The following is a 10092-nucleotide window of genomic DNA, read 5'->3' as shown; positions in this document are numbered from 1 at the left end:
AGTATCAAGTACTGGAATGACAAAAAAAGTCACTTGGATGACAGGAAAAGGAGATGTTGGGGCGACATCTCCTTTGTCATCCCAGTAGCTGACATTAGCTTTTTTCGCCTAGATTCCAGCGTCACGCACTTGGATGACAAAAAAGGCTACTTGGATGACATCATAGAAGTACAGGGTATTGGAATGACAAGAGAGAGTGGCGCCTAACGTTCGCACAAAATTTCAATCCCCTACTTCAAGTCCAAATTTTTAACCTAAATTAAGGATGTACATCATGTCAAACAACTTCAATTTCAAAGAATTTTTCACCACTACGAAGTAGATAGTATGCTAGATGACATACAATAGTATCATATACTGTGGAAATCAATAATAGGGCAGGCAGTATTTAATGCAATAAGCAACTGTAAAAAAACACAAAGCTTGGTGGAAAAACAGAAAGCAATTTCCTGATTATCAGATTTTAGTCAAGATTTTGTGTACACATGTATAATGGCTGATTATGACCCGGATATATGTAAAAAACAAAATACAGCCAATTCAACTAGATAAAACTTTTTTAGTGAGACTTGCTTCTTTCACCGAAAAAGATGTCATTTAGTCTTTTATCTATGGTTTCCTCTATATCCTTGACTAACAGCTGCCTTATCATAGCTACTTTTCGCCTTTCTTGAGCATGGCGCTCATCATTATAACCATAATGATTGCTACTGCTGTAGCTATTTTTGCTGCTATAGTTATAACTACTACCATTTGCTTTACTGCCCCTTTTGCCTTTGATCATGAACCTGAGTATCTGTGTTATCCTTTTCTTTAAAAAAGATTTCCAGCCAACACTAAGAAGTAATCTATAGAGAAAATGCGGAGTAAGAAACGCTACCAATATCCTAAAATAAACTCCATAATTGAGGTCATCTTTGTTATCATAATACCACTTGCAACATTCAAACAAATGGTTAAATGCATTTTTAAAAGAACCAAATTCTACAGCATACCAAAAGCCATTGCTGAGAAACATGAACGTAACACTGGATGCATAAAGATATATTATAAGAAGGAATAGCTTGACAACTATGTCCTTTAAGTTGCCCAGTATATAACTTAATAACCTTAATCTATAGAAAAGTGATATCATTTCACATCCTCTTCAACATGGCTGGGATGGAAGGATTCGAACCTTCGCATGGCGGTATCAAAAACCGCTGCCTTACCGCTTGGCTACACCCCAATACTGCTTACATCAATAACATTATTAACCCAATTAGCAAAAGACTTATTTGTCTTTTCTATAGGTATTATTACAACAGCAGGTTGATCATAAGAATGCATTGCTTCGATTTTTTCTACAACTTTATCAGCTTGATCGTTTCTGCTTTTCATAATTGCTACTATTTCATAACTACTATTAATTTTACCTTCCCATAAATAAAGAGAATTCACCTTGGGAAATATGTTTACGCATGTAATTGATTTCTCGTTTAACAATTCTTCAGAAACAGTTTTAGCCTCCTTGAAACTTGCAAAAGTTGTATAAATCAAAACCAAACCACTCATTAGAATCTACATAAACGCATTGCTACTATACTTTACTTAGATTTATTCATCAAGAGAAAATAGAAAGGACGTTACTCATTGAGTAACGTCCTTGCGAGGAGTGGTAGTTTTGTTTACTATACACTTTTCACCAGTGTAGATTGTGGGTCAACTACACTCATTTGTGTAGAAGGTTGTTCCGATTTGTATGGAGAATCTGTTTTTCTCAATTTTGCTTGAGGATTACCGCCTTCGACATCTTTCATAGAAAGGCTTAGTTTTTCTGGTATAAGAGGAGCAGGTAAATCGCTACTATCAATACTGCCAAAGGGATTCAAGTTAACGGAAGGACTTTTTGTTGGGGTAGAAGAACCAGAAGAATTAAGTGAATCTCTTCCACTATCATAACTCTCTAAAGAGTTCAGAAAAGGACTTCCAGGCACCTTTGGTGAAACAACCTTCTCAAGCACATTAGTACTGTTAGTTACATGACTTGGCAGGTTGTCAGACTGTTTAGGACTTTTTCTTCTCAGTGAAGAGAATAATGAAAATTTACTAGCTCTTCTTTCTTCTTTATCTTTTGCATTGTTACGCTTCACAGATTGATCAAATTTGTATTCTCTAATAACCCTCTTAATTTCATCCTTATGCTCAGAGAAAATGTTAATAACAAATTGAAACTCTTTTGCATCAAGAGTGCTCTTTGTAAGTATTTTTTTCAACTCCTTTTGTTCTTCATCTGCAAGCTTTCCTACCTTTACAGCAGTACCACCTTCTTTAACAATCTCAGTTAGTATGTTAACCACCCTTTTCATCCCTTTTTGTTCAAGTAATTTTTGTACAAATTCAGATTTCATTGGGTGTTCACCACTATGAGCAAATTCTTTTAAGGAACTACCAAGACGATCTGCTGCATTTTTAGCACCTCTCTTCAGTGAATCTACTGAATGTTCATAATCATCTTTAATTTTGCTTCCAACACACTTTGCCCCTTTCCATGTCTTCTCTGCTGACCATTTGAGCCCTTTGAATGCGTATTCAACTGATTTCACAGCAAGAAATAGAGTAAGAGCAACTGCTGCACCTGCTGCAGCAACTGGTAAAGCAACCGTCACAACTGGAAGCAATGTACCAAATATCATGCCTACTGCAGTTACTGCAACCATTTGTTCTTTTGCAGACCAGTTAGAGAAATTCTTTATATCTTTCAGTTTATCCTGCAAAGTTTCCATAAAAGTGGAACTTTGTCTAAGATTTAAATCTGTTTCGTGATTTGACATTTTAAACCCCACTATTAATTAAATATATTTATATTGTACATCCCCAATTCTTAAATTAGTGTTAACTTAACTGATAATGTTCATTTACCTCCGAATAATTTTGCTTGATGCTGGTACAACAAGGATGAAGAGACTGAGGAAGGTGCTGGAACTGTACGAGGTATAGAAAAAGATTGTTTTTTTTATTGACTGCTGTAATTTTAGCGATTCTATTATTAAAAGATTATAGTGGTTCTCACGAAGACATAGTTCACCTCAAAAACGACAACAAGGGATTCAAAAGAAAACCAGAAAATTCCATAGAGTCAATCATATTACATAGAGAAAAGGAAGTGTATGATCATGTCCTCCAATCTGATAATTAATTCGTAAATAAAATAGTCTTGCATTTTTCTACTAAAGAAGTAACATTAGCGTATTAGTTATAGAATTAATCACTATGTTTGATGAGAATAATCCTTGGAATCTTGGAAAGAAACCAGTAAGGAATAAAACTCCTAATAATGAGGATATTTTAAGTAAAATTATATCCGAAATAAGGTACTTTTTTAACGTCCTAACAAGAAACAGTGGCAAAAAACCTTATTTAATTATTTTTGTTATTTTGTTCTTCTATGCTTGTACTGGCTTCTATATTGTCCATCCAAGTGAAGAAGGAATAGAGCTTACTTTTGGCAAATATTCTAACACAGAAACACCTGGCTTGCGCTATCACTTTCCTTACCCTATTGGCAAGGTCTTTAAAGTGAACGTCAAGGAAGTAAATCGTGAAGAAATTGGGGTAAGCAGTTCCTATGGGCGAGACATAGACCGCGGTGAAGGTGTGATGCTCACTGGAGATGAGAACATAGTCAACGTTAACTTTGAGGTCCAGTGGCGCGTCAGAGATGCTAAGGATTACTTATTCAAAGTGCGGGATTACACACCTGGTTTTAGTGTTAAAAATGCTGCAGAGAGTGCTATGAGAGAGATAATAGGTAAAAATACGATCTCTTTTGCACTTGGTCAAGGCAGACAAGAAATCCCTACAGATACTAGAACTTTACTGCAACAGATTCTTGATGGATACCAAATGGGCATAGAAATTTTATCTGTCCAAATGAAAAAAATTGACCCACCAGAAAAAGTAATTAGCTCATTTAGAGATGTGCAAAGTGCTCGTGCAGATAAAGAGCGTACTATAAACGAAGCGTATGCTTACAGTAATGATATTATACCTCGAGCAAAAGGTGAAGCAATAAAAATAAAACTAGATGCAGAAGCATATGAGAGCGAAATAATAAATGAAGCAAAAGGTAATGCAAATCGCTTTTTGTCTCTTTATGAAGAATATAAGCAAAATCCTTCTCTTGTCAAAAATCGTATTTATCTCGAAACTATGGAAAATATTTTCAGTAAAGTAGATAAATTTGTTGTAACTGATGATCTGAAAAGTATGTTTTTTTATTCACCTCTTACAAATTTGGAAAAATAGTTATGCATAGTAACATTAAAATTGCTTTTATTTCTATATTCGTCATTCTATTGATCGCTTTACCCAATTCAATGTTTGTGGTGCAAGAAACGAAGCAAGCAATAGTTATACAATTGGGTAGAGTGGTAAGAGATATTAAGGAAAGCGGTTTATATTTTAAGCTACCATTTATAAATAACGTAGAATTTCTTGATAAGAGAGTTTTAGATTTAAGCCCTGATAAAACTCCAAGAGAAGTAATAACTGCGGACCAAAAACGCATCATAGTAGATGCCTACGCAAAATACAAAATAGTGGATCCTATCACTTTTTACCAAGCTGTGAGAAGCGAATCAGGATTAGTCAGAAGACTATATCCAATCATAGAAGCTCACATAAGGGAAAACATAGTAAAATTTTCATTAATTAGCTTGTTAAATGAAAAGAGATCAGAAGTTATGCAATTAATCCAGCGCGGAGTTTATTCTGAAGCTAGAAAATTTGGTATAGAAATAATAGATGTAAGAATTAAGAGAGCAGATTTACCAGAAGAAAATAGCTCTGCAATATTCCTTCGTATGCAAACTGAAAGAGCAAAAGAAGCAAAAGAAATCAGAGCAGAAGGTGAGCAAGCTGGACAGGAAGTTAAATCAAAAGCTGATAAACAAAAAAGAGAAATTATTGCTAGTGCAATAAAAGAAGCCCACGAAATAAGGGGTCGTGGTTATGCTGAAGCAACCAGAATTTATAATGAGGCGTTTAAGGTTGATGAAGAGTTTTTTAATTTTTACCGCTCTATGAGTGCTTACAGTAAATCATTCGCTGGAAATAACACTAAATTCATACTTTCGCCAAATAATAATTTCTTAGATATTTTGAACAAGGGATGGAAATAGTTTATGAGAAGTAAGGTTTTATCTATATTTACATGTTTTTTGATTTCGTTCTCCTCGTACGCTAACATGTTTGACTGGAGTACAAAAAGGATTCCGGGTACTAACACTTCTGTATGCAACTGTAATCAAGGATTCGCTGATCTGGTAGAAGAGCTTATTCCTGCAGTTGTAAATATCTCAAGCGAACAAATTATAAAACAAGAAAGTAACAATCGAACTAGACTCCCTTTTATATTAAGAAATAATTTTTTTGATGATTTCAGAGAGTTTTTCGAGCATTTTGATCAATTTTTTATGGATAGGGGCCCAAGTACCAATAGAGAGGTAGTGCTGCTTGGGTCTGGATTTATTATAGACAAAAGTGGAACTATCGTAACCAATTATCATGTTATTAAAAACGCTCAAGATATCACAGTTACTATGAACGATAATACTTATTTCAAAGCAGAAGTTTTAGGCTATGACACAAAAACTGATCTTGCTGTACTTCAGATCAAAGCTGACAAAGACCTTTCTTTTGTAGCATTTGGTGACTCTGATAAAGCAAGGGTTGGTGATACGGTCATGGCAATAGGTAATCCATTTGGGTTGGGTGGCTCTGTAAGCACAGGAATTATATCTGCAAGATCCAGAGACATCAGTATTGGTACCATGAATGAATTTATTCAAACTGACGCTGCAATCAATAAAGGCAACTCTGGGGGACCACTATTTGATTTAAATGGAAAAGTTATAGGTATTAACACTGCTATCTATTCTCCATCTGAGTCTGGCGGTAACGTAGGTATAGGCTTTGCCATACCGTCTAATCTAGCTGTATCAATCATTGACGCACTAAAAAGCGGCAAGAAGATAAAACACGGTTGGCTTGGCGTGCAAGTTCAGCCTATAACAAGAGAATTTGCAGAGTCTTTGGGTTTAAAAGATACAAAAGGTGTATTAGTTGCAGATATAGTAAAGAACAGTCCAGCAGAGAAAGGTGGTATTAAAGTAGGTGATATACTACTAGAATTTGATGGCAAAAAAATTGAGAGAATGACACAACTATCTCAAATGATTTCAAGAACTGAACCTGAGAAAAAAGTACAAATTAAGTTACTGAGAAGTGGCAAAGAAGTTAATGTTAAGATCGTTATCGGAGAATCTGCAAGTGACAGCCAAGTTAATAACCAGGGAGAAAATGGGTCAACATCCGATTATATAGCTGGGTTAACCGTTTCAAATCTACCACGAGAGTCAAAAGAGAGTAAAAATGGCACGCCCACAAAAGGTGTATTAGTTACCAACATAAACGTTAACAAGAATGTTACGTTGCGTAGTATCAAAAAAGGAGACATTATTATGCAGGTGAATGGAACTTATATAGAAAACGTTGAAGGCTTCCAAAATCAAATAAATTTAGCAAAAGAGAGGGATAAAGAAAAAGCAATAATGTTGCTTATTTATCGCAACGGAAATCAGCTTTTTACTTCAATAAAACTAAAAAAGTAATTTCATAAATCATTTCCAAATTCATAAAATAGCAACATTATAAGTTTGCCGCTGTAATACTTTAGCCTAAGTTAAAACCGACCTACTACATGAAAAACTAGCCTACCGTTATTCCAGCTACACAGCTGGAATCTCACTTCGCTTTATGATCCCAATAGCTCCATTTCTTGTCATCCAAGTAGGCTGACACTGGGATCCATAATACTACTTTATCAATAAATATTTAAGAAATTTGTCAAATGAGAAAAAAGGCAAAAGAAACCCCGTTAGCTAGTTATTCACTATCTATCTTTTAAATTGGCATTTTTTTATTGTCTTAAACGCTTTAACAAACGCATTTTAGCTTATACTAGGTAAAAACCTTGAAAGTTTATAAAGGCACGAAGTGCACATAGTGCAAGAATTAAACAACAGTACGCCAAGTACATTGGTTTTTTTTGTTGTTTAATCTGTACGGACTGAAGATAAACAATAGCTTCAATACTGTGAATAAGGATGACGGCGGAGGTTGTCAAGCGATTTTTTCGTCTCTATCGGACGACGCTGTAACTTTCTTCTACTCTCGTCTGTCCGCTTTCTGTGTGGTGAAATTAGTATTAGGTACGCAAGAAGCACAATGTAGCTTCTTCCATTCTTGGCTCACTAAACTCGTTTTATTGTTCTAGCTCTTTTATAGAATCAACAAGACTTAATTCCTTACCACCAAGTTTGACTTTAACATCTGTGCTTTTCTCTAAATCCTTACGATTTTGTTTACTTCCTACTATTCTAATATTGCAATTACTATCAGAGTTTAGTGCAACACTACACTCTTTATCATTTGGTGTGCCTTGGGCGTTTTGTGCTAGCGTATTCCTTGTTCTATTGACATGTTCATATTACAATCATATAAAAAAAGTGTCAGTACGCTTTATTTAAAGTATAAACTTAGATAAATCCAGCTGTTTCGAAATTGATTCAAGTTTATCTTTTACATACTTGCCATCTACAACAAATTTTTCACCACTCTTCTCAGTAGCAATAAAACTTATTTCATCTAAAAGTTTCTCCATAATAGTATGGAGCCTTCTTGCACCTATATTTTCCACTTGCCTATTAACTGTAAACGCTATTTCAGCTATAGTTTCAATGCCATCAACAGTGAACTCAAGCATTACATTTTCTGTTTTCATTAAAGCTATATACTGCTTCAACAAACTAGACTCAGGTTCCTTCAATATTCTTATTAAATCCTCTTGAGTAAGTGCCTTAAGCTCTACTCTGATAGGTAACCTACCCTGCAATTCTGGCAAAAGGTCAGACGGTTTAGATAAATGAAAGGCACCAGATGCAATAAATAATATATGGTCTGTCTTCACGTGGCCGTACTTAGTTGAAACAGTTGTTCCTTCAAGCAGTGGTAATAAATCACGTTGTACTCCTTCTCTATTTACTTCACCTTTTACTTCTGTACGTGCTGCAATTTTATCTATTTCATCCAAAAATACTATGCCTTCATTGCTAACAAGATCAATCGCTTCTTTGATTATCTTATCTTCATCCATTAACTTCTCACTTTCTTCGTTAATCAATATTTCTCGAGCTTCTTTTACCTTAACTGTAATGGGTTTTGTTTTTTTGCCCCCATTAAACATCTTGCCCACTAATTCTGTGACGTTCACCACGCCAACTTGCCCACCTGGCATGCCTGGTATATCAAAAGCTGGTAGCATACTCTTACTTTCTCTGACATTAATGGAAACTTCCCCATCTTCAAACTCTTTATTCCTCAATTTTTCTCTGAAAACTCTTTTACTCTCTTCGGTTGCATCTTCACCGACCATAGAATTGATTATTATCCTCTCAGCTAAATTCAAAGCTTTTTTAGCTAGAGCTTTGCGAGCTTTCTCTTTAACTAAAACTATTGCTGCATCAACTAAATCACGTATTATCGAGTCAACATCACGCCCGACATATCCTATTTCGGTAAATTTCGTTGCTTCAACTTTTATGAATGGTGCACCTGCAAGCTTTGCTAAGCGACGAGCTATTTCTGTTTTCCCAATCCCTGTATGGCCAATCATCAGTATATTTTTAGGTATGATTTCATCACGTAAAGGAAGAGGAACTTTATTGCGACGCCAACGATTCCTGAGTGCAATAGCGACAGCACGCTTTGCATCATTCTGTCCAATTATGAACCTATCCAACTCCTTAACTATCTTTTGTGGCGGTAGATCGTCCAATAAGACTTGTGTACTGCTATTAACTTGAGCGTTGTTGTTATTTGAATCACAGCCATTTTTAGCATCTTTATAGAGGTCATTTCTCTTATTGTAGGTATCACTACCATAAAACTGCCCTTCTGAAAACCTCACGGGCTGATTGGAGAAATTAGTGCATAAAATTTTTTGTTCAGAAGACATACTATCCCTCTATCTTTTCAATAACTACATTATGATTTGTATAAACACATATATCAGCTGCTATTCTCATAGCTCTTTTTCCAATCTCCTCTATTGATATTCCTTTTACATCAATTAAAGCTCTTGCTGCGGATAGAGCAAAACTTCCCCCAGAACCAATAGCTGCGATCCCATCTTCAGGTTCAAGAACATCACCTGTTCCTGTAATCACTAATGAAATAGATTTATCTGCAACAATCATCATAGCTTCCAATTTTCTTAAGTATTTATCCATTCTCCAATCTTTTGCAAGTTCAACGCATGCTCTCATTAATTGTCCTGGATGCCTATCAAGTTTAGATTCAAGCCTTTCAAAAAGAGTAAATGCATCAGCTGTTGCCCCTGCAAAACCGGCAATTGCAGAATCACCAGAAAGGCGTCTGACTTTTTTTGCTCCGGATTTTATAACAGTGTGGCCCAGTGAAACCTGCCCATCGCCTATTACTACTACACTTTTGTCTCTTCTAATTGACAGTATGGTAGTTCCATACATTTTACTGCTGTCACGTTGAATCATTTTCTGTCACTTCAAATGGTAATTTCATTATACTTTAATCTCCAATCAAATTTGCCAAATATGTTTAATTATAGCTTATAATATAATACCTTCCTTATAACATTAAAAGCGCAGATGCAAAATATAATTCATCCAAAATTAAAAAAAAGTTTAAATAGTTGGTTTGAGAAGAAGTTTAATGGCCTCACATTGCCGTTTTATAGCTCCATAGACCTCAGAAACTCCGGTTACAAAATCGCCCCTATAGACGCTAATTTGTTTCCTGCAGGGTTCAACAATCTAAGTGAGGTATCAAAAGCAACGGCGGCAGAACTAATGAAGAGCTATTTTAAAGAAAAACAACATAAAAAAATTCTCATAATACCAGAGAACTACACGCGAAATAAAATGTATATAGAGAACGTATTTGCCATAGAAAAAATACTACAACTCGCAGGTTTTGAAATTAGAATTGGCCTCTTTCAAAACGAAACATATA

At 35.2% G+C, this 10092-nt stretch carries 11 protein-coding genes and 1 tRNA gene; 6 read left to right on the top strand and 6 right to left on the bottom strand.

The window, feature by feature from the left end:
• Positions 1 to 207 (top strand): hypothetical protein (locus tag IHO13_RS02765; RefSeq protein WP_225538173.1); only part of this gene is annotated, 207 nt, incomplete at its 5' end.
• Positions 208 to 559: 352 nt separating this feature from the next.
• On the opposite strand, the gene IHO13_RS02760 is transcribed toward IHO13_RS02765, so the two are convergent.
• From IHO13_RS02760 to IHO13_RS02745, 4 genes are all read right to left on the bottom strand, one after another.
• A complete protein-coding gene (locus tag IHO13_RS02760) occupies positions 560 to 1018 on the bottom strand; it encodes a hypothetical protein (RefSeq protein ID WP_225538172.1) in 459 nt (152 codons plus the stop codon).
• A gap of 135 nt (positions 1019 to 1153) precedes the next feature.
• Positions 1154 to 1228, bottom strand: a tRNA-Gln gene (locus IHO13_RS02755).
• On the bottom strand, positions 1219 to 1554 hold the full coding sequence (gene cutA / locus IHO13_RS02750) for a divalent-cation tolerance protein CutA (RefSeq protein WP_225538171.1): 336 nt from the start codon (positions 1552 to 1554) through the stop codon (positions 1219 to 1221). The genes IHO13_RS02755 and cutA overlap by 10 nt, the downstream gene beginning before the upstream one ends.
• A 116-nt stretch (positions 1555 to 1670) precedes the next feature.
• On the bottom strand, positions 1671 to 2813 hold the full coding sequence (locus IHO13_RS02745) for an actin-bundling T4SS effector WalE1 family protein (RefSeq protein WP_458695360.1): 1143 nt from the start codon (positions 2811 to 2813) through the stop codon (positions 1671 to 1673).
• Between the two features lie 185 nt (positions 2814 to 2998).
• On the opposite strand from IHO13_RS02745, the gene IHO13_RS02740 reads away from it, so the two are divergent.
• The 4 genes from IHO13_RS02740 (at position 2999) to IHO13_RS02725 (ending at position 6653) form a co-directional block, all read left to right on the top strand.
• Entirely contained in the window at positions 2999 to 3178 is a 180-nt protein-coding gene (locus IHO13_RS02740) for a hypothetical protein (RefSeq protein WP_225538169.1), read from the top strand.
• A gap of 74 nt (positions 3179 to 3252) precedes the next feature.
• Positions 3253 to 4287 (top strand): FtsH protease activity modulator HflK, encoded by a 1035-nt coding sequence (hflK, locus tag IHO13_RS02735; protein ID WP_225538168.1) that lies wholly within the window; start codon positions 3253 to 3255, stop codon positions 4285 to 4287.
• 2 nt (positions 4288 to 4289) lie between these two features.
• Complete coding sequence (hflC, locus tag IHO13_RS02730) at positions 4290 to 5162, top strand: protease modulator HflC (protein ID WP_225538167.1); 873 nt, start codon at positions 4290 to 4292, stop codon at positions 5160 to 5162.
• A 3-nt stretch (positions 5163 to 5165) separates the two neighbouring features.
• On the top strand, positions 5166 to 6653 hold the full coding sequence (locus tag IHO13_RS02725; RefSeq protein ID WP_225538166.1) for a DegQ family serine endoprotease: 1488 nt from the start codon (positions 5166 to 5168) through the stop codon (positions 6651 to 6653).
• Positions 6654 to 7567: 914 nt separating this feature from the next.
• Here the strand turns inward: IHO13_RS02725 and hslU are convergent.
• Together hslU and hslV are read right to left on the bottom strand one after the other, a co-directional pair.
• Entirely contained in the window at positions 7568 to 9058 is a 1491-nt protein-coding gene (hslU, locus tag IHO13_RS02720) for an ATP-dependent protease ATPase subunit HslU (RefSeq protein ID WP_225538165.1), read from the bottom strand.
• Between the two features lies 1 nt (position 9059).
• A complete protein-coding gene (hslV, locus tag IHO13_RS02715) occupies positions 9060 to 9614 on the bottom strand; it encodes an ATP-dependent protease subunit HslV (RefSeq protein ID WP_225538164.1) in 555 nt (184 codons plus the stop codon).
• A gap of 114 nt (positions 9615 to 9728) precedes the next feature.
• On the opposite strand from hslV, the gene IHO13_RS02710 reads away from it, so the two are divergent.
• Positions 9729 to 10092 (top strand): glutamate--cysteine ligase (locus IHO13_RS02710; RefSeq protein ID WP_225538163.1); only part of this gene is annotated, 364 nt, incomplete at its 3' end.

This window comes from Wolbachia endosymbiont of Mansonella perstans (genome assembly GCF_020278605.1).
In the GTDB taxonomy this organism is placed as follows: Bacteria; Pseudomonadota; Alphaproteobacteria; order Rickettsiales; family Anaplasmataceae; genus Wolbachia.
The sequence above is the reverse complement of the archived record's forward strand: the minus strand, read 5'-3'. Positions and strand labels throughout refer to the sequence as shown.